Source organism: Sphingobacterium sp. NPDC055431, from assembly GCF_053644255.1.
In genome coordinates, this window is the sequence record NZ_JBSHLH010000001.1 from 360030 (window position 1) to 380924 (window position 20895).

Below are 20895 nucleotides of genomic sequence, written 5' to 3' on the forward strand. Positions count from 1 at the left end.
CAAAATCTATTTTTGATGCAGAGTAGGCGGAAAATTAGCGGATCCGCCTATTTTTTATGTCTTAATTAACAATTTTCTCATTGTTTAATTACCTAATCTTTTTATTGTGTTAATGTTACCTTAAATGTGCGGGGCTACTTTTACGGCAAAATATTAACCCACATTTCAATGAGATTAATTAAAGCTCCAAAGCTGTATTTAGCGGCTTTTTTGCTTGTAGGATTTCAAATCCCAAGCTCCCATAGTATGGGTGAGGTTCTATCCATTGTCCAGGACCAGGAGGTCTTTACGGGCAAAGTCATGGATGAATCTGCTCGCCCAATCCAAGGTGCCACTGTAAAGAATCTGAACGCTGGAATTTCTACCCAAACCGATGAAAATGGCCAGTTCAGTTTGCGGGCAGCTAAAGGAGAGTCCATCCAGATCAGCTCCATTGGTTATGACAGCAAAATCTTCGTCATTGCTGATCAGAACAATTTTACCCTGAATTCCAATTCCTCAAATCTGGAGGAACTGGTGGTCATCGGTTATGGCTCCCAAAAGAAAGTCAACCTTTCCGGAGCTGTTGATTATGTCAGTGGTAAAGAACTGGAGAGCCGTCCTATTGCCAACGTTTCCCAAGGATTGCAAGGTTTGGTGCCCAACTTAAATGTACAGTTCAATTCTGGTGCTCCTGGAGAGGCTGCAAAGATCAATATCCGTGGTATCACGTCCATCAATGGTGGGGACCCATTGATTTTATTGGACAACGTGCCTATCAGTTCGGCAGAACTGAACAGGATATCACCACAAGATATTGAATCCATGTCGGTGATCAAAGATGCTTCTGCTGCTGCGATTTACGGAGCTAGGGCATCCTTCGGGGTTATCTTGATTACCTCTAAATCAGGTAAAGGAGCCCTAAAAATCAACTATAGCAATAACTTTACCTGGAATACGCCGACCGTCATTCCAGATAAGATTACAGATCCCTACGTTTTCTCACGTTTATTGGAGACATCAACCGATAATACACCTTGGGATAACGTGAATTTCTCGGAGCAATATTATCAATATGCCAAGGAAAGGTCGGATAACCCTAGCATCGCTGATGTAAGGATTGACCCTAGTAACCCAAAACAATGGGAATATATGGGTAATAGAGATTGGACCCGTTATTTCCTGTCCGACTGGAACAATACCCATAACCATGACCTTTCGATTTCAGGATCCAGTGATAAGGTCAATTATTATATCAGTACGGGCTACAACCGTCAAAATTCTCCCATTAAAATCGCTGATGATTATTTTGATCGATACAGTATCCGATCCAAGGTAAACTATAAGCTGAACGATTACCTTTCTGTGGGTAATAATACGGTTATTGGATTGAACGAAAGGGTAAATCCATCCTTGTACAGTTCATCCAGTTCCATGGCTGAAATCTACCATGTTTTCCCAACGAGCACCTTGAAAAACCCGGATGGTAGTTGGGCGTATTCCGATGTGGATCGAAATGTTGGTGCAGGCCGTATTGCCGCCAAAATGGTCGATGGGGGACAGATGAGGACCAAACGCAATGACTTACAGTCTACATTCAATGCTGAATTGCGTTTGTTTGAAAACAAGTTTAAGATCAATGCAGACTATACGTTCCAAAGGAATACCAGGAACTTAAACAGATACACGACCAGATATAAAATTGGTTATGGTCCGGATGATATCCGTGAGGAAGGAATTTCATCAGCCTATCGTGAGGCGGGATTCTCTTACTATAATGTCTACAATATCTTTGGAACCTATAATCAGACCTTTGATAAACATCAGGTAACTGCCGTCCTAGGTTTCAACCAAGAGGATTATCGATGGGAAAATATCGTTGCAGAGAGACAAGGATTGATCTCTGATCTCTTCCCTACCGTGGCATTGGCAACCGGTACTGCTGAAGTAGGAGAGGAAATCGACAAGTATGCCCTGCGAGGAGCATTCTACCGCTTGAACTATATCTATGATGATAAGTATATCTTGGAATTGAATGGTCGTTATGATGGTTCTTCAAGATTTCCAAAGGCTAGCCGTTTCGGTTTCTTCCCGTCGGGGTCCATAGCATGGTTGATCAACAAGGAAAACTTCTTGTCGGATGTCAATTGGTTAAGCCAATTGAAGGTAAGAGGTTCATATGGTGAATTAGGTAACCAGGCGGTATCCAACTTTGGTTATATCCCAACTATGGAGCCTTTTGAATCTCCATATTTGATCGGCGGCAAAGTGAATCCATCGATAAAAGCACCAGGTTTAGTGTCTAACCATTATACATGGGAGAAGGTAAAAACCTACAACTTAGGTTTGGACTTTGGCTTTATGCAGAATAAGTTTAATGGTTCATTTGATATCTACCGTAGAAATACCATGGGCATGTTGACCTTCGGAAAGGAGCTTCCTAAGATCTTAGGGGTAAAGGAGCCGAATGAAAATGCGGCTGACCTGGCAACCAACGGCTGGGAATTGACCTTGTCCTATAATGATTCGAAAGATGTCTCGGGCTCAATCCTGAATTTCGGGGCCACTTTTGTGCTATCGGATTCCTACGCCAAGATTACCAAATTTGACAACCCGAACCAGAGAATTACCCAATTCTATAAGGGTATGGAACTGGGCGAAATCTGGGGATTGGAAAGCGATGGTTTCTTCCAAAATCAAGAAGAGATCAATAAGCTGGACCAAACCTCGATCATTCCATGGGGTGCCTTATCGATTGTTCCGGGATGGCCAAAGTTTGTCGATCAAGATGGTAATGGCAAAATTGAAAAAGGCTATGTATTGGGTGATACCAAGGACTTGAAAATTATTGGTAATTCTACCCCACGTTACAATTTTGGTCTGAACCTGAATGCCAGCTGGAAAGGATTTGATGTGCGGGCATTTTTACAAGGTATCGGGAAGCGAGATTATTATCCTCTGGATTACCTTTACTGGGGTGTTTACCAACAGCCTTATGGAAATATCTATTCCCATCTCATAGATTTCTATCGTCCTAACAATGATTCTGATGCTGACCGTGCGAAACATTCCGCTTCCTATTTAGCCTTAGGTTTGGCAGACCAGAATCTGGATGCCAAATATCCTGTCCTTCAATCTTGGTTGGCGGATCTGAACTTAGGAACGCGTGTCAATGAGGCTCAGGGTGCTGCTATTCCACAGACACGATACTTATTGAATGCGGCATATTTGCGATTCAAGAATGTCACCATTGGCTACACCATTCCAAATCATTTGTTGGAAAGAGCTAAAGTGAAGAACCTTAGGGTTTATGTCAGTGCAGAAAACCTGATGGAATGGTCGGCAGTAAAGAGATATTTTGACCCCGAGGTTTTGAACATCAACACCTATACAGATCCAACCGTAGCAAGAACGAGGGAGGGTAATGGAGCCATGTATCCATTCCAACGTAGTTTTTCTGCTGGTCTACAATTAACCTTTTAAAATAATGAAACGATATATCAAATTAAGTTTATTGACTGCCTCCTTGCTTACGTTTGCAGGGTGTAATGACAGTTACCTTGACCGATTGCCTGAAACGATGGTGCAGAAGGAGAATTTTTTCAAGACGGAGTCCGATCTGGACATGTATGCCTTGAACCTCTATGATTTTCTGGACAACGGTTTTTATGAGCAGGATGCAACTACCGACAATGCGAGTACCACAGGTAATAAGGAGATCAAAAACATCATGCTCGGAACAGCTTCAGCAGCAAATATTACCGAAGGATGGAATTGGGAGAAGTTGAGAGATATCAACTTTATGTTGGAGAATCTTCCACAGGCGAAGATCTCAGAAGCGAAGCTGAAGCATTATGAAGGTTTAGCAAGATATTTTAGGGCTAGGTTCTATGTGAATAAAGTGCAGCGCTTTTCGGATGTGCCTTGGGTAGATAAGGTGGTTAAGGTGGAAGATCAGGCAGCTTTGTTTGGCAAAAGAGATCCTCGAGAATTGGTGGTGCAGAAAATCATGGAAGACTTTAAGTTTGCCTTTGAAAATGTGGAAGCAACCAAGGTTCCTGGAAAAGTGAATAAATGGGTGATCGGGCAGGAATATAGCCGCTTTGCCCTATTTGAAGGAACCTACCGTAAATACCATAAATACTTAGGCTTGGACAAGACCGTGGATAACTTCTTGACCATTGCATATCAAACTGCCGAAAACATCATGAGCAATGCTGGTTATGCTATTCATAACACAGGGAAGGCCGAGTCAGATTATGCCTCCTTGTATAATAATCCAAATCTTGAAAATAACAGCGAGGTAATTCTGGGTCGATTTTATGCCAACAATGTCATCAATCGTTCGGATTGGCCCGGGATGTTTGGGAATTATGAATACTATCCACTCCGCGATGTGGTGCAGAGTTATCTGATGAAGGATGGTTCGATCTATACCAATAAGGCGGGTTATGAGAAGTTCTCCTTTGTGGAAGAGTTTAAGGATAGGGATCCTAGGCTGGCCCAAACCTATGCTGCACCCGGTTGGAACCTGGTATATGTCAGTACCTATTCGCAGGGGCCAGGTTTATATGTACAGCAATTGAGTAAGAACTTTTCGGGATATCACCAGATCAAGGGTTTCTTAAATACCAGTGTTCAGGAAGAGAGATACAATGTCGATATCCCACTTTACCGCTATGCAGAAGTCCTGTTGACCTTTGCAGAAGCTAAAGCCGAATTGGGAATCTTGAACAACCAAGCGGATTTAGATAAATCGGTAAACCTATTGCGAAAAAGAGCGGGTATGCCGGATATGACCTTGAACCCGGTGTTGGATACAAAAATGGCCAACGATTTCAAGGAGACTGCTGGACCTAACCAAAGTTTGATCCTGGAAATAAGAAGAGAACGTAGGGTGGAATTGGCATTTGAAGGATTCCGTTTCAATGATTTGATGCGCTGGAAAGCAGGTAAGCTTTTGGAAAGAAAACCACAGGGAATCTATTTCAAAGGATTGGGCAATCACGACGTGACGGGTGATGGAATTGCGGATATCAAATTGATCGGAGCCAGTGAATCCTTACCTGAGGTTAGAGAAAAGAACAGTTTAGGGGTCACCTTAAGATATTATAAGGTCGGCAGAATAGGACAGGATGTTTCTGTATTTTTAAGTGACGGAAATTCTGGATATATTGATGTCGTAGATAAGGTTGGTGGTTTTGAAGAACCTAAATATTATTATAGACCCATTCCTAAAAACGATGCAGATATCAACACCAATCTCAAACAGATCTTTGGGTGGTAATATTATAAAAGAATCATTATGAAAAAAATCAGTTTGATCCTTGCTTGCCTCTGTAGCATCAGCTTGATCTATGCGCAAGCTCCGAAAGCTAAAAAAGCAATCGTCATCATCGTGGATGGTATTCCGGCGGATGTTAAGGAAAAGGTAAGTACGCCATTTATTGATGCCGTAAGCCAAATAGGTGGCTATACCCGTGCGACCATGGGCGGCGAGAAGTCGGGTTATTCCCAGACGCCTACCATTTCAGCGGTTTGCTATACCAGCATGATCACTGGAACCTGGGGTAACAAGCACAATGTTTGGGACAATGGTCTGGAAGACCCAAACTATAATTATTGGACCATGTTCAGGTTTCTGAAGAATGACCAGAAAGACAAGAAAATCGGGATTTATTCCACTTGGTTGGATAATAGGACAAAATTGATCGGTGAGGGCCTACCGCAGACCGAACATTTGAAGTTTGATTATCATTATGATGGTTATGAATTGGATACCGTTCGTTTTCCGCATGATAAACAATCAAAATATATCAACAATATTGATGAAGAAGTAGTGAAGGAAGCGAGCCAGAGCATCAGGAAAGATGCGCCTGATTTCAGTTGGGTCTATCTTCAGTACACCGATGATATCGGTCACCATTTTGGGGATAGTCCTGAAATGGAGAAGGCGGTACAGATAGCGGACCGTCAGGTGGGTGACCTATTTGCAGCAGTGCAATATAGAGAGCAGTATTATAATGAAGATTGGATGTTTGTCGTGATCACGGATCATGGTAGAGATGTGGCAACCGGTGAAAGCCATGGTGGTCAGACCGATCGTGAAAGGGGAATCTGGATAGCAACAAACAAAAAGGAGTTGAACAAGCATTTCTATGCGCATACACCTGAGATCGTTGATATTTTGCCTTCCATGGCAAGACATTTAGGTGTGAACATTTCCAAAGAGCAGCAATATGAATTGGATGGTGTGCCATTTGTAGGTGAAGTTTCCATTGCGCATCCAAAGGCTATGCTGAAAGATGATAGTTTGATACTCAGCTGGACCAGTCTTCAAAAAAATGATAAAGTGAAGATACTGGTATCAGGAACGAACAACTTCAAGCAGCAAGGCGTAAAGGGGAATGATAAGTATATTGATTTAGGTGAGTTTGAGCAAAGCTCAGGAGCAGTGAAAGTCAAATTGCCTAAGGAGTTGAAAGACAGCAAAATGTTGAAGGTAGTGTTTGAAGGGAAAGACAATACCTTGAACCGCTGGATCGTGAGATAATAAGTAAAAAGGATGATCAATAACAAGAAAGAGGCTGCATCATGCAGCCTCTTCTAATTTACTATTAACTTAATATTTATTATTTACTTACTCCAGGGTTGGTGATTGTTTCCCCTAGTGGAATTGGGAAAACATAACGCTCGTCAGAAGGTTGAACCAAACGGCCGGCACCTTCGGAATTGATTGGCATATTTCTACGCTGTAAGTCTGGTACACGTAGACCTTCACCCAAGAACTCAATTCTACGTTCTAATAAGATGGCATCTACCAAAGCCGCTTTGTTTGCAAATGCTGGGAAGGTATAAGCCGCATCAGAACGATTACGAACCGCTTTCAATAAGGCCAAGGCTCTAGTTTGAGAACCCGCTTCTGCTTCAGCTTCTGCCAAGTTCAAGAGTACCTCTGAATATCTGATTGCAGGGATCCAGTCCAAATAAGGTGAAGCACTGGAGAACTTCGTTAATATATTCAACTTGCCATCCGAAGATTTTCCAGTCAAATCTTTCTTACGTGCATCGGTTGCTGGCCAAGCAGCGTTCGAAAAGATACCATCTGCAGCCAATGAATACTCGATATTTCCTTCGTTGTAGTAATAACCCAATTGGTTTTGTGTTCCAGGGGCATTGTTAGCTTCAAAAGGGAAACTTAAGATACGCTCGTTGATCGTGAAGTTCGAAAATACATCGGTAATGGCAGGTGCCAATTGATGTTGGACACCAGAGCTAGCCTTGAATGGTGCTGCGGCACTTACGATTTTGTTTGCTTCCGAAATTACCTTTGCATAATCCTTCATGGCTAGATAGACACGGGTTTTGAAGGCAATAACGGTGTTTTTATGCGCACGGGTACTTTGAGATTCTGCATCTCCATAAGTAGCTGGTACCGCGGCTTCCGCTTCATTCAAATCTTTTAGGATCTGTGCATAGATGTCCTTTACAGGGCTTGCTGCTAAATCATTGTTATCGGAGTTTCTTTCTGCCAATAAACGCAGCGGAATTCCTCTAGAAATACCATTGTCCGCTGCATATGGCTTAGCAAATAACTGCACCAAGGAATAATAAGTCAGCGCACGGATGAATTTAACCTCCGCAATCAATTGAGTTTTCTTGTTGGCATCCAAGATATCGGTACCAATTGGCTCCACACCTTCCAAAAAGATATTGATGCGGTTAATGGTCAAATAACCTCTTACCCAAAAGTCTGAAACATAGCTGTCTGTTTCATCATTGGAGAATTGATAGGTCGAATAACCCGTTACGTTATTCTGTCTTTGATTGACAAATTCTTCCGAACGGATATCATTATAGATTAAGTAACGGCCGCCATAAAACTGACCATTCTTGATCGATGAATATATACCTACTACTTGAGATTCGATACGGTCTGCGCTAGAGAACACGAATTCACTAGGTATCGATAGTTCAGGGGATAGTTCCAAAAAGTCCTTTTTACAAGAGACGGTACTGAACAACAGTGGCGTTAGAACTAATAGCCCTGCTAATTTATTTTTGATTTTAAATCTTCTCATGACACAATTAATTAAAAGCCTAGATTAATACCGAAAGTGAATGTACGTCCATTAGGCATAGAGTTACGCTCTACCCCTGAGTTTAAGTTTCCATTACCATTGGAAGAGATCTCAGGGTCAACACCAGTGTATTTGGTGATCAAGAAAGCGTTGTTTACTGATGCATAGATCCTTAAGCTTGAAATACCTGAATTTCCAAAAATGGTTCCTGGAAGACGATAACCTAATGATGCAGTCTGTAACCTGATGAAGTCACCTTTTTCGATGTTCGATTCGATTGCGAAAGCAGAACCATTAGAAATGTTGTCACCATAGATCGCTCTTGGGATATCCGTGTTTCTATTCGTCGGGGTCCAAGCGTTCAACATGTCTACTGAGTTGTTCCAGATACGTTGGTCTCTTAAACCAGCTCTTGAACCATTGTAGATATAGTTACCTCCAGAGAAGGTGAAGTTAATGGTCGCATCAAAGCTTTTGTATTGGAAGTTGTTGTTGAAACCACCGAAGTAGGTAGGTAATGTGTTACCTGCTGCTACGGCATGACCTGCTACTGATCCAGCTTTTGTGCCGTCCATATAGCTGTATGAGTAGAAGCCTTCTGTGTTAGGCGCATTGTGTAAGTATTGGACTTTCTCACCATCCAGATTGACAAAGATTCTTCTACCGTTTTCTGGGTTGATTCCAGTGGTAGGCACGGCATAGATCTGTGCTGCAGATTTTCCAACTTCGGTGATACTTGTGGTTTCAAGTCCTGAAGTTGTTGCGATCAAAGGTCTGCCTTGGTTATCCAAAGCTGTTACCTCGTTTTTATTGGTAGAGAAGTTTAATGTCGTTGTCCATTTGAAATTCTCTTTTTCTACCGCTCTTACATTCAAGGCAAACTCAAATCCTCTGTTGTACATCGAACCGATGTTCATCAAGATGCTGTTACCTGGGATACCTTTTGAAGGAGTCTGCGGAACGGCAAGGATTAATCCATTGTGGTCTTTGTTGTAATAGTTAGCTTCTAAGGAAACTCTATTATTCCAGAATCCTAAATCTATACCGATGTTTGTTTGGTCTGCTGTCTCCCAAGTCAGTTCTCTGTTACCTGCTTGTGAGAATACCATACCACCTACATTTCCATATATTGCTGGATCATAAGTATCGAAAGATCCGTAAAGATTGGAGATAGCACTGTTACCTACGCGTCCCCAGCTTCCTCTTAATCTGAAATTAGAGAATACATTGCTTAAAGAACTTGATTTAAAGAATTCTTCTTCAGATACGGTCCATCCAGCAGATACACCACCGAAGTTACCCCATTTTCTACCTGGTGCTAATGATGATAGACCGTCACGTCTGAAGTTAGCCGTAAAGAAATATTTATTAGCATAGTTATAGTTCAGGGAAGTGAAGTAAGATTCCAAATTAAGTTCGCCAATTCCATTACCACCTGCATCGTTGGTTAAGTAGTTACCTTGGAATTGATCAAAGAAACCATCAGTTAGGTCATAGCGAACGGCACCCCAGTTCTCGATACGTGTACTTTGCGCTTCATGTCCTGCTAATGCTGTAAGGTTGTGGTTTCCAAAAGATTTGTTGTAAACCAAGGTGTTGAAAATTAGCCAGTTGTTGTTTTTCGCTTGGTTGTTGTAAGCATAACCATTGTAGCTATATCCATCACCATTGATTGGGTTCCAGAATTGTTGGTTGGTCGTATTTCTTAAATCCCAGTTGAAATTGTTGTTTAAGGTCAGTCCATCCAATAATTTAATTTCGGCACTCACATTTGCGAAGAAACGGCTAGTTTCTGAAGTGTTTTTGTCCAAATCTCTGATAGGAAGTGGGTTAGGGTAGTTTGGTGCTAAGATATTGGCTCCTTTTCCGATGGCACTACCTGAAACGTTGTAATCTCCATTAGGAAGGAATGCTGGAACGTTTGGTGCTTGTACCATGGCGATACGACCAAGACCTGAAGTATTGAAGGCAGCACCCGCAACTGAACCTGAGTTTGGTGATCTGTTGTCACTGTTGGTGAAAGTTAAGTTCGTTCCTAATTTGATCCAGTCATTTAGTCTGTGATCTAGGTTTGCTCTTACACCTTTACGTTTGAAGGTGTTATTGAACAAGATACCGTCTTGGTCAGATAAGTTACCTGAGAAGAAGTACTTGGTTTTTTCAGTACCACCACTTACACTTAAGTTGTGGTTGTGCGAGAATCCATCTCTATATACATAGTCGTACCAGCGTGTATCTACTGGATTGCCATTTTCGTCTAAAGTTGGGAAGAAACCACCACCTACTGGATAAGATCCTGTTGATAGTTTAGGGTTGATTTCCCTAGCATTTGCTATTGCACCATTTTTATGGGCAATATATTGAGCTGCGTTCAAAAGTTCAGGAAGACGCACGGCTTTGGAAGTTCCAAACCAGCCATCATAAGCAACTTTTGCAGCACCTGATTTACCTTTTTTCGTTGTGATGATCATCACCCCTGATGCACCACGTGATCCGTAAATAGCTGTTGAAGCAGCATCTTTTAAGATGTCGATGGATTCAATGTCCTCGGGGTTGATGTCCCCCAATGGGTTGTTTGCTGAAGAGTTTGCAGAAACGTCACCCGTAGCGATAGGAATACCATCCACAACGACCAATGGGAATGAGTTCAAGGAAAGTGAACTTAATCCGCGAACACGTACAACCGGAGGGTTGTTCAATACGCCTGAAGGCTGGATAATGTTTACCCCTGAAGCCTGTCCGGTAAGACCTTGTGTAAAACTTTGCAATGGTCTGTTGGCTACGGTTTCACCACCTACTTTAGCAGAAGATCCTGTAAAGTCTTTTTTCGATTGAACCAAGTAACCTGTTACCACCACCTCGTCCAGGGTCTCATCATCTGAGCCTAGTTCTACGTTGATTACCGATCTGCTTCCAACAGCGACTTGGAAAGTTTGGTAACCGATGTAAGTAAAGGATAGGGAACCATTGTTGTCAGGAACCGCGATGGAATACGTACCATCACCGCTGGTTTGAGTTGCCGCGGAAGTCCCAACAACTCGAACGGACACTCCAGAGATCGGAGCGCCATCTGCTGCAGACGTTACCTTACCGGTAACCTGCCGATTTTGTGCATAGGAACTGCCAATAAGCAGCACGCACAGCACAAGCATGCTAAGTAATCTTTGTTTCATGTGTTTGTTTAGTTAATATTAGTTAGTAAATAATGCCAAGCAGACCATAACTTACTGGTTTGCAAAGAATCTCTAGAATTTTCTCTGCGGCTTCAAGATGTTTAATAATTTCAACTAATCAAACGTGTGCATTCAAGAAAATAAAGTAAAAATTAGGAAAGTTTCATTTTTTGTTAATGTTTAATTAACAATAGCGTGGGCGCTGTTAATAATATGAATTGCTGGTTTTTATATTTTATCTATCAATGTGATTTATGGTTAATTAAGATAAATTGAGGAAATAATTTAAATCGACAAGGTTAAAATTATAATTAACGTAATAGTTTTTTAAAAAATTATTTAGAATAATGCTCTATTTTCCATTTTTTAATAGATTTAGGGTTCAATTGTAACAATAAGGTTGATATAGGGGGTTATTTTCGGGAGGGATTGAAAAAATTGTAATAGAATGTCTGATTGTTTAAAAAATCAGTTCAAATGCATTTAATTTGATTGTTTTTTTTCATTTTTTTGTTGCTTATTTTTTTGATTGATCGGAATTTTATTTCGGTACTTGTAAACACCATAAAAAAGGCCGCCCGAAGGCAGCCTCTTTCCGAAGTAATTAATGAAATTTAATTGTTAACACCTGGATTTGTTATAGTCTCTATTAATGGAGTTGGGAAAATATATTCAGTATCTGTGGGTTGAATTAATTTTCCAGCTCCTTTTGACGGGATTGGCATATTCCTGCGCTGTAAATCTGGGACACGCCTACCTTCTCCCAAAAATTCTATCCTTCTTTCGAGAAGAATGGCTGCTACCAGCTCATCTTTATTTGAAAATGCAGGAAAATTATAGGCAGCATCTGAACGATTTCGAACTGCTTCTAGTAACGCCAATGATCTCGCTTGGGATCCAGCTTCAGCCTCTGCCTCTGCCAAGTTTAACAAGACCTCAGAATACCTGATGACAGGTATCCAATCTAAGAAAGGAGAGGTGTTGGAGAACTTGGTTAATAAATCGAGTTGATTATCTGATGACCTTCCTGTTAATTCACTCTTTCTATCATCAGAGGCTGGCCAGTTTGCATTTCCGAGAATGCCTGCTGGATCTAAAGAATATTCAATGTTTCCTTCATTGTAATAAAATCCCAATTGGTTTTGTGTGCCTGGGGCGTTATTGTTCTCAAATGGGAAGCTCAATATCCTTTCTGGGTTATAAAAGTTGGAGAAGACATCACTAATAGATGGTGATAACTTATGATTAACTCCTGAGCCTGCTGTAAATGGCGCAGCGGCGCTTACTATTTTGTTGGCTTCGGTAATGACTTTTGGATAAACTCTCATGGTCAAATACATCCTGGTCTTAAGAGCGATGACTGTGTTTCTGTGCACGCGTGTTGCCGTTGCTTCCTGATCCTGGTAATTTGCGGGTACTGCGGGTTCTGCTTCATTCAAGTCTTTCAATATTTGTGCATAGATATCCGCAACAGGACTTGCCTGTAGGTCATTGTTCTCGGAACTCCGTTCTGGCAGTAAACGCAATGGAATTCCTTTGGAAGCTCCATTGTCTGCTGCATATGGTTTTGCAAATAATTGCACCAAGGCTGCGTAGGTTAATGCACGGATGAACTTGACTTCGCCGATTAGCTGAATCTTTTTTTCAGCAGAGATAATGTCTGTACCTACCGCTTCTATGCCTTCTAAAAAGATGTTAATCCGGTTGATCGTTAAATAACCAACAACCCAAAAGTTTGCTATATAGGAATCCGTTTCGTCATTTGTAAATTGATATACTGAATTACCGGTTACATTGTTGGGTTTTTCGATGCTGAATTCCTCTGAGCGGATATCATTATAAATTAATAACCGGCCTCCATAAAACTGACCGCTTTTTATGGTCGCATAAATACCGGTAACCTGTGACTCTATACGTTCTTCACTCGAAAACACAAACTCGCTCGGAATAGATAGTTCCGGGGAGAGGGTTAGAAAGTCCTTTTTGCACGAATATGTGCTGAATAATAGGGGGATTAGTACGAATAACCCCAAGTAATTATATTTTATTTTTAATCTTTTCATGACCGAAATTTTAAAAGCCTAAATTGATACCGAAAGTGAATGTCCGACCGTTTGAGATCGAGTTACGTTCTACACCTGAGGACAGGTTGTCATTACCATTGGTTGATATCTCAGGGTCGACACCGGTGTATTGCGTGATAAGGAATGCATTATTTACTGATGCATAAACCCTCAAGCTTGATATACCAGACTTACCGAAAACGGTAGCAGGCAGTCGGTAACCTAATGAAGCGGTTTGAAGCCTAATAAAATCTCCTTTTTCAATATTGGATTGGATTGCAAATGAAGAGCCGTTAGAAATATTGTCGCCGTATATTGGTCTTGGGATATCAGACCCTTTATTTTCAGGGGTCCACGCGTTTAGCATGTCCACGGAATTGTTCCAGATCCGTTGATCTCTTAAGCTTGCCTTCGATCCGTTGTAGATATAGTTACCTCCAGAGAATGTAAAGTTTAGCGTGGCGTCGAAATTCCAGAATTCAAAATTGTTGTTGAACCCTCCAAAATAGGTTGGGATGGTGTTTCCAAGTGCAATAGCTGATGTTGCTACGGAGCCAGCTTGAGTTCCATCGAGATAGGTATAGGCGAAATTTCCAGGAGTTCCTGGTGCACTATGTAGATATTGGACCTCTCTACCTTCCTTGTCTACGAATATCCGTCTGCCGTTTTCTGGATTGATTCCATTGGTTTGTACAGCGTAGATTTGAGCGGCGGATTTACCTACTTCGGTGATGTTTGTTACCTCTAGAGATGCTGTGGAGGCAATCAAAGGTCTGCCTTCGTTGTCTAGTGCAGTGACTTCATTTTTATTGGTCGATACATTTAGTGTCGTTGTCCATCTGAACTTTTCCTTTTGGACTGCCCTGACGTTTAAAGCAAATTCAAATCCTCTGTTGTACATGGAGCCGATATTCATGAGGATGGAGTTTCCTGGGATACCTTTGGAAGGTGTCTGCGGAACGCTCAGGATTAAGTTATTGTGATTTTTGTTGTAATAACTTGCTTCTAAATTGATGCGATCGTTAAATAAACCCAAATTAAGTCCGAAGTTGGTCTGTTCGGATGTTTCCCAGCCCAACTCTTTGTTTCCCGCTTGGCTAAAGCTCATGGAACCAACACTGCCGTAAATGGATGGGGAGTAGATATCAAATGATCCGTAAGCATTAGGAAGGTTGCTATTTCCAACTCGGCCCCAGCTCGCATTTAATCTAAGGTTTGTAACGACATCAGCAATGGAGCTCGATTTGAAGAACTCTTCTTGGGAAATGGTCCAGCCTCCGGATACTCCTCCGAAATTACCCCATTTATTGCCCTCTGCCAAGGCTGATAAACCATCGCGTCTGAAGTTTGCGGTTAAATAATATCGATGTGCATAATTGTAGTTCAATGAAGTCAGATAAGATTGGATCCTGTTTTCTGAGATTCCATTTCCATTGGCAACATTGATTAGGTAATTACCTTGGTATTGGTCAAAGTAGTGATCTGAAAGGTCGTATCTTGCACCACCCCAAGATTCCCATCTTGTAGACTGAGCTTCTTGACCCGCTAATAACACAAGGTTATGGTTGCCAAATGACTTGTTATAAACCAAAGAGTTTAGAATTAACCAATTATTGGTTTTAGCTTGTCTATTAAATGCAATACCGTTATAGGAATATCCGTCACCATTCAGTGGGTTCCAGAATTCGATGTCTTCTGTGTTTGCTAGATCCCAATTGAAATTGGTATTGAAGGATAGTCCGTCCATTAGGTTGATGGAAGTGTTGAAATTAGAGAAGAAACGATTGGATTCTGAAGTGTACCTGTCATTGTCTATGGAAGGCATTGGGTTAGAGAATGTAGGCGGTAGGTTGTTTTCTCCATAGCCAATTGTGTTTCCTGCTAAATAATAGTCGCCATTCGGTAAATAAGCCGGTAAATTTGGAAGCTGAGTTACGGCCAATCGACCAAGTCCTGAGGAGGCAAATGCAGACCCTGGTACTGAACCGGAATTCAAGGAATTATTTACGCCATTAGTGAAGTTGAAATTTCCTCCTACTTTTAGCCAGCTGGTTAGTTTATGGTCAAAATTTGCACGAACTCCCTTTCTCTTAAAGCTATTTCTAACTAATATTCCGTTCTGATCAGACAAGTTTCCCGAGAAATAATAGGTAGTCCTATCATTTCCGCCTGATACATTAAGGTTATGGTTGTTAGAAAATCCGTTCTGGTAAATGTAGTCATACCAACGGGTGTCAATGGTGTTTCCATTTTCGTCTAACATAGGTGCAAAGCCAACCTGAGGTAAGTTTGCTGCTGCAAAAGTTGGATTTGACTCGTATACATTTGTGATGGCTTTGTTCTTGAAGGCAATATACTGTTCAGCGTTAAAGACTTCTGGTAACCTAACTGCCTTGGTTGAACCGAACCAGCCGTCGTAGCTGATTTTAGCCACGCCTGATTTTCCTCTTTTGGTGGTGATCAGGAGTACGCCTGCCGCACCTCGGGATCCGTAAATTGCCGTAGAAGCCGCATCTTTTAAGATGTCCATGGTTTCGATATCTTCCGGATTGATGTCTGACAAAGGGTTGTTTGCAGCTGCGTTTGAGGAGGCATCTCCTGTAGAGATTGGTATTCCATCAACGACAACCAATGGAAATGAGTTTAGGGATAAGGAGCTTAGTCCTCGAACACGAACCACAGGTGGGTTGTTTAAAATACCACTAGGTTGGATAATGTTTACCCCTGTAGCCTGACCAGTTAGACCTTGGGTAAAACTTTGCAATGGACGGTCAGCAATAGCTTCTCCAGAGACCTTCGAGGTGGAACCTGTAAAGTCCCTTTTACTGGTAACCATGTAACCTGTTACCACAACTTCTTCCAAGCTCTCTTCATCTGGAAGTAATTGGACGTTGATCACGGACCTATTGCCAATTGATAGTTCGGCGCTTGAATATCCAATATAAGAAAAGGATAGGGTGCCATTGTTGTCAGGAACCTGAATGTTGTAGGTACCATCAGCAGCGGTCTGAGTGGAACTAGATGTTCCCGAGACTCTTACGGACACTCCTGCTATAGGAGATCCATTGCTGGCGGAGGTTACCTTTCCAGAAACCTGCCGATTTTGAGCATAAGTACTGCCAATAAGCAGCATGCTCAGCAAAAAAATGCCAAGTAATCTTTGTTTCATATATTTTGGTTTTAGTTAAAAATTAATCTGCATACAATATTATGTAGGTTAATATTTATTGGTCGTTATTTAAATGTCCTGTAAGGACTTATGAAATGAAGATGTTTAAAATATTTAATTTATCAAATGCTTAATTTTAAATTATTTAATAAAAATAAGCCTAAAAGGATATTTGATTTCTTTAATAATTATGATTATTAACCATGTACACTTTAATATTTCTAAAAATATTGCAATATTTTCCGCTAATTAAAACCTTTAGTTTAATAATGGAATGATAGGAGATAAAAAGAGTCGAATTATTTAAATCACAGCACTTGATGGTGTTTTTTATAGTTTTTGTGTTATAATTTCGCTTTAATTCAAAAATTAACTAATTAATACCATAAATGTAACATCGGGAAAAAATAATATGTTTTTTGAAGTTTTGGTTTTGTTTTTCAGGTATTTATATAGGAAAAGCAATACAATGGGGTGTAGGTTAATTATTTGGCAATAATAAGTGTGCTATGTTAGGAAAAAAGAATTGAGAAGTAAATTCCTCTTTATTTTTTAATTGTGCTGTCTTGGTTTGCTTTTATAACCGAATCTGGTAGAACTTTCAAGGTGCTATCAGGCTTGAGTTTTAAGGTACTATCCGCTGGAGTAGCAGGTTTGCTTTGAGGCGTCAGCGTTGGTTTTGAGTCCTGAGTAGGAGCCAAAGGATTCTTTTCTGAACTCGATTTTGGAGTTACAGTATTTCCATCGGCCTTTACATCGGGCTCAGATACAGTATCCCCATTAGGGTTGCCATTCTCTCCAGGACTTCCTTTTTGATCGGTTACAGGGGCTACTTTGGTCCTCTTGCGGTTCAACATATCTTCTACAGATTTCGGTCGATCCTCCGGCTTCCATTGGAATCCTGGTAATACCTCTATTTCTTGGGTGACTAACCTAAATGGATAGACTTTTTGGTCTACTTTACGGATAGATACATAGTCAATTACTTTCTTGCCCTCCATCTTGACCTTAATACGGCTACTTCGGTCATGGAACATCTCTGTAATCGTATTGGTTTTGTCATTGGTGGTAAAGACCAAGTTTTCCGCATTTCCGTCAACAAAAAGACGATCAATATTATTATTAGCAAAGAAGGCCGTGATTTTCCTTCCCTTAAGCTGGTTGAATTTCAAAGTATCCAACACCGCATTCACCATAAATGCATTGTCCTTTAATAGGGCATTGTCCATTTTATTGTTCTTGATCTGCATATAGATGGTGTCAGCATTGATCTGTGATCCCTCTGACCAGATCATCGGGGAGCCCATAAATCGGAACATGGAGTCTACCATACCATAATAAACAGAGTCTGCTACAGCTTGTAAGTCAGATTTGAATACCCGCACATTATAATAGGCCTTCACAATTCTGGTTCTTGCCGTATCGGCGTAGATTTCGGTCGAGTCCTTCAATAATGTATCAGCAGTTTGGGCGGACTGCAGGGCTTTCCGCATCAGGCTATCTTGTTCTTGTCCCGTTGGCATGACGGCATTTCTACGCAATACGCTATCGGCCTTGCTAGTGGCTTGGATAGTTGCGGCATCCACAGGCTTTGGTTTTGCTGCAGGTTTATTGGCAGGTTTCTTTGCTCCCTGCTTAATGACTGCAGGCTCTTTTTTAACAGGGCCAACTTTCGTCAATTCCTTCGTTCCCACATTGCCAACTTCGGTAGAATCACCGGTTTCAAATAGATCAATCTGATCGATGTCGCCATAATCCACTTCCGTAGTATCTTCCAGTTGGCCACCATCCCTATCTATCTTAAGGTCCAGGGGTTTATAATCCCTGACAAATATGACTTTAGAAAATAAGGTGTCCGCGGTCATATAAGCTGTATCAATTTTACTTGTCTGTCGGACTGGAGGAGGGGCTATACTATCGGTTTCCACCGGTTTTATTGCCGCGTTTTTTAATTCCTCTTGTTTTTCCTTCTCGGCTTCTTCTATTTTCTCGCGTTCCTTCTCTTCTGCCTTTTCAAGTCTTCTTAATTCTCTTCTGGATAGGTTTTCCCGGTTCACAGTATCCACCTGTACAGAGTCTTGAGAATTATCCGTTGAATCAGTCCTGACCACATATTTGATCAATGGCTTATCGGTCATCAGGATAGATTGGTCGCTCTCTAGGTATTTTCCGTATTCCCCGCTGGCATAGAACTTATCTAAGGTATCTACAAACAATACATTTCGAAAAGCTTCACCAATACCTTTGTCTCTATCGTAAAACAAACTGTCGCCTTTTAAGAACCGGCTACCTTCCGTATAAAGATTGTTCTTGTTGAATTTTGCAACTCCAAAAGCCGTATTGTAGGTTCCTTTTTCTGTGTAAAGTTTTTCGCCTTTTCTACCATTAATGGTTGTTGGACCAAAGAAAAAAGCATCTCTGTACATGGTATTATACTGCATGGAGTCCGTATAGATAATGGTGCTTTCATTTCTCACAACAACTTTGTTGTTGAAATAGGCATCCTTGGTATTTTCAAAGTAGTAAGCCCTTTGGGAAGTGATGGTGTCTCCTTGCCCAACAATCCTACCGCCACCGGTATATGTTCCTTGCTGGCTTCTTAGGTTGTAAGTCAGGTAGTTGGTGGTCAGTGTACTCTGGTCATCGACCATTTTCACGTTTTTGGTCAGCACGGCATGTTGCGAAGATGCATCGTAATGAAGATGTGTACCTTGGATTACAGTCCCCGAAGGCTGGGTAATCACGATATTTCCATGAGCTTCAAAGAACTCATTTCCAATATCATCTTTATAAAGGTCGCCACTGTCAGCAGCCAAGGTCGAACCCTTGTGCTCATACACCGCGTTGTAACTCCTTAATATTTTCTGATTTATAAATCTACTGCTTGATGAAGATACCAAGCGCATGGGGGCATTGTCCGCGCCAGCATTCACGGGTGTAAACTCGTCCTGTGCATAGGCAGACAGGCATATCATGCTTATTAATAGTACTAATAGGTATCTCACAAGCGCAAAAATATAGAATTAATTAGCAAAAAATTGTTAAACAATAAATTTTAATGCCTCTAACACAAGATTATTTATAATCTGTAATTTTGGACTATGTCAGTTTCAGAAAGATTAAAACAGTTTATCATCGAAAAGGAACTCCTTGACAGGAATGATAAGATTCTCTTGGCCGTCAGTGGCGGTAAGGATTCCATGTTGATGGCTAGGTTGTTTCATGATTTAAAGATGAACTGCATAATAGCCCATTGTAATTTTCAATTGCGCGGAGAGGAATCTGATAAGGATGAGGCATTAGTCGTGGATTATGCAAAAGAATTAGGCTTTCCAGTGTTTCTAAAGAGATTTGAAACGGAAGCTTATGCCTCAGAGCATAAAGTCTCCATTCAAATGGCTGCTCGCGAACTGCGATATCAATGGTTTGAGGAACTGAAATCTGAACAGGCTTGTCAAAAGATTGCCATTGCACAACATGCCAATGACCATTTGGAAACCATGTTGTTTAATTTAACACGATCAACCGGTATCCAAGGGCTTTTGGGTATTCAAGCTAAACGTGGAGCTATTATTCGCCCTATCCTTTTTCTATCGGCCAATGAAGTCGCTCTTGAAGTGCAAAGCCTACAAGTCCCCTATAGAGATGACCAGTCCAATTTCTCAACCAAATATGCGAGGAACAAAATAAGGTTGGAGATCATTCCTAAGTTTAAGGAGATCCAACCAGACTTTGAAGCTATCCTAGAACAGAACATCAAACATTTTGAGGAAAGCCACCGCTTTATCCAGAATCAGGTGGACGCTATCCGAAAGCTTATTTTCCGAAATGAAGGAAATCAAATAAAGATCCGACTTGAGGCCCTGCAAGTCCATGCAAGCGACCCCTTTCTCATCTTTGAACTATTCAGGCCTTATAATTTCCAGAGAAATGTAACCGATGATCTCATCACAGTCCTTGATAAGGGAATGGGACAGATATTTGAATCCTCTAGTCATGAACTTCTCTTGGATCGAGATGAGTTAATCCTTAGGGAAAAGGTCATTGACAGTCCATTTACTATAACCATTGAAAACCTTCATGCTAAGGTGAATTATAACCACAAGGGCTTTTTCATTGTCGAATCGCAAGGAATGGAAATTGAGCGAGATGAAAACCAAGTCCAAGTCGATGCGGATTTGATCAAGTTTCCATTGGTATTAAGGCCTTGGCAAATAGGAGATACCTTTAAACCCTTGGGGATGGAAGGTTCAAAAAAGCTAAGTGATTATTTCATCCAGAAAAAGCTGAACCGCTTTCAAAAGGAGGAAGTCCCAATTTTGGTCAATGCCGATGGGCAATTGATTTGGATAGTGGGTATGCGCTTAGATAATCGCTTTAAAGTGACAGAAAATACAAAGAAAGTACTTACTTTAGTATACAAATAGCAA

9 protein-coding genes are annotated in these 20895 nt (G+C 41.1%); 4 read left to right on the forward strand and 5 right to left on the reverse strand.

The window, feature by feature from the left end; translation table 11 throughout:
• Positions 1-168 precede the first annotated feature (168 nt).
• Genes ACWIB3_RS01585 through ACWIB3_RS01595 form a run of 3 tightly spaced genes read left to right on the forward strand, consistent with a single transcriptional unit; the run spans position 169 to position 6532 of the window.
• A complete protein-coding gene (locus ACWIB3_RS01585) occupies positions 169-3462 on the forward strand; it encodes a SusC/RagA family TonB-linked outer membrane protein (RefSeq protein ID WP_454290710.1) in 3294 nt (1097 codons plus the stop codon).
• 4 nt (positions 3463-3466) lie between these two features.
• Complete coding sequence (locus ACWIB3_RS01590; protein ID WP_454290711.1) at positions 3467-5266, forward strand: RagB/SusD family nutrient uptake outer membrane protein; 1800 nt, start codon at positions 3467-3469, stop codon at positions 5264-5266.
• An 18-nt stretch (positions 5267-5284) separates the two neighbouring features.
• The gene (locus ACWIB3_RS01595; RefSeq protein WP_454290712.1) at positions 5285-6532 is read left to right on the forward strand and encodes an alkaline phosphatase family protein; all 1248 of its coding nucleotides are present in this window, start codon (positions 5285-5287) and stop codon (positions 6530-6532) included.
• 79 nt (positions 6533-6611) lie between these two features.
• On the opposite strand, the gene ACWIB3_RS01600 is transcribed toward ACWIB3_RS01595, so the two are convergent.
• The 5 genes from ACWIB3_RS01600 to ACWIB3_RS01620 all read right to left on the reverse strand — a co-directional run bounded on the left by ACWIB3_RS01600 (position 6612) and on the right by ACWIB3_RS01620 (position 19440).
• On the reverse strand, positions 6612-8060 hold the full coding sequence (locus ACWIB3_RS01600) for a RagB/SusD family nutrient uptake outer membrane protein (protein WP_185215935.1): 1449 nt from the start codon (positions 8058-8060) through the stop codon (positions 6612-6614).
• Positions 8061-8071: 11 nt separating this feature from the next.
• On the reverse strand, positions 8072-11233 hold the full coding sequence (locus tag ACWIB3_RS01605) for a SusC/RagA family TonB-linked outer membrane protein (RefSeq protein WP_454290713.1): 3162 nt from the start codon (positions 11231-11233) through the stop codon (positions 8072-8074).
• 614 nt (positions 11234-11847) lie between these two features.
• Positions 11848-13296 carry a RagB/SusD family nutrient uptake outer membrane protein gene (locus tag ACWIB3_RS01610; protein ID WP_454290714.1) on the reverse strand — a complete coding sequence of 483 codons (1449 nt, stop codon included), beginning with the start codon at positions 13294-13296 and terminating at the stop codon, positions 11848-11850.
• Positions 13297-13306: 10 nt separating this feature from the next.
• Positions 13307-16465 (reverse strand): SusC/RagA family TonB-linked outer membrane protein, encoded by a 3159-nt coding sequence (locus ACWIB3_RS01615; RefSeq protein WP_454290715.1) that lies wholly within the window; start codon positions 16463-16465, stop codon positions 13307-13309.
• 545 nt (positions 16466-17010) lie between these two features.
• A complete protein-coding gene (locus ACWIB3_RS01620) occupies positions 17011-19440 on the reverse strand; it encodes an OstA-like protein (RefSeq protein WP_454290716.1) in 2430 nt (809 codons plus the stop codon).
• Positions 19441-19566: 126 nt separating this feature from the next.
• Between ACWIB3_RS01620 and tilS the strand changes: the two genes are divergently transcribed.
• On the forward strand, positions 19567-20892 hold the full coding sequence (tilS, locus tag ACWIB3_RS01625) for a tRNA lysidine(34) synthetase TilS (RefSeq protein ID WP_454290717.1): 1326 nt from the start codon (positions 19567-19569) through the stop codon (positions 20890-20892).
• Positions 20893-20895 lie beyond the last annotated feature (3 nt).